Raw genomic sequence first — 1,259 nt, forward strand, 5'->3', positions numbered from 1 at the left:
GTCGTAGAGCTCGCGCCCCCGCGCCGAGAAGCCAAACGGCATCAGATCATATGGGTGAGGGTACGGAGGTGCTGTGGGCACACCCTGCTCGCCCCCTGTGGCCACCGACAAGCCAATCGCCGCAACCTCCGCGAAGAGCTTTCCCGCCATCGCCGCACGCTCGGCCGCGGCGGAGGCGTTGCCTTGGAGCGCGCGCGCGTACACGCCCTGCACGATCGCGCACACGCGGAAGAGCGCCAGTGCACAGTAGAAGCGCCACACGAGCGGGGGGATCGTTGGCAGCTTCGCCCTCTCCACGTACCCACGCACAAACTCCGCCTCATGTGGTAGCCCACGACGCACGAGGGAGGCGCCCGCGAGCCCCGGCATGTACCAGTGGTCCGAGGGCCATCTGTACGCCTGGCAGCAGTGGGCGAGGTCCGCGAGGGGCGAGCCGATCGTCGAGAGCTCCCAATCGAGCACAGCGAGCACCCGCGGCTCGGTCGGATGGAAGATGAGGTTGTCGAGCTTGTAGTCTCCGTGCACTAGGCACGCGGGCACGTGGCCCGTGGCCGCCTCGACCTCGGCGCAGTGCTCATCGAGCCATCCGACGAGAGCCGTCACGTCGGCGCTCTCCTCCACCCCGGCCTTCTCGAGCGTCGCGCGCCCGCCCTCGTACTGCTTTCGCCACCGGCGCACCTGCCGTGCCGCGTATTGGTCGGGTACGCCAAAGCCTTTTAGGCCCACGTCTGACCAGCGCACGCGATGGATGCGCGCGAGCACGTCGCACATGGCGGCATAGATGCCGTAGCGCTCGATCGGCTTGAGCTCGCTCAGCGTCGGGTCCTTGAAGATGCGCCCCTGCACAAACTCCATCACATAGAATGGCGTACCCACCACCGCCGCGTCGGCGCAGTAGCTCAGCATGCGCGGCACGGGCACGTCGGTGGTGTCTCCGAGTGCGCACATCACGCGGTACTCGCGGTCGACGGCATGCGCGCTCTGGAGCAGCTTGCCGTGCGGCTGCTTGCGCAGCACGACTCGGAAGCCACCCGCGACGCCAAGGCCGCACTCGCACAAATATGTTGGGTTCGATTGCCCGTGCGAGAACTGGCGCAAGACGAGCACGCCCGCAAAGGGGCGCACGTACGTGCGCAGGTACTCAGCAAGCCGCATCTCGTCGAGCGCGTGCCGCACCGAGCCCGCTTCCTCGAGCGTGGAGACCATCGTGTCACACACAGACATTCACATTCACACATGCTCTTGCATTCACACATCAA

General features: G+C 66.6%; 1 protein-coding gene. It reads right to left on the reverse strand.

What is annotated here, in order from left to right:
- Nucleotides 1-1,224, reverse strand: a 1,224-nt coding sequence (locus EB084_25905) for a hypothetical protein (GenBank protein ID NDD31699.1), incomplete at its 3' end; no start/stop codon positions are given.
- Nucleotides 1,225-1,259: the final 35 nt, after the last annotated feature.

The organism is Pseudomonadota bacterium (assembly GCA_010028905.1).
GTDB lineage: Bacteria > Vulcanimicrobiota > Xenobia > RGZZ01 > RGZZ01 > RGZZ01.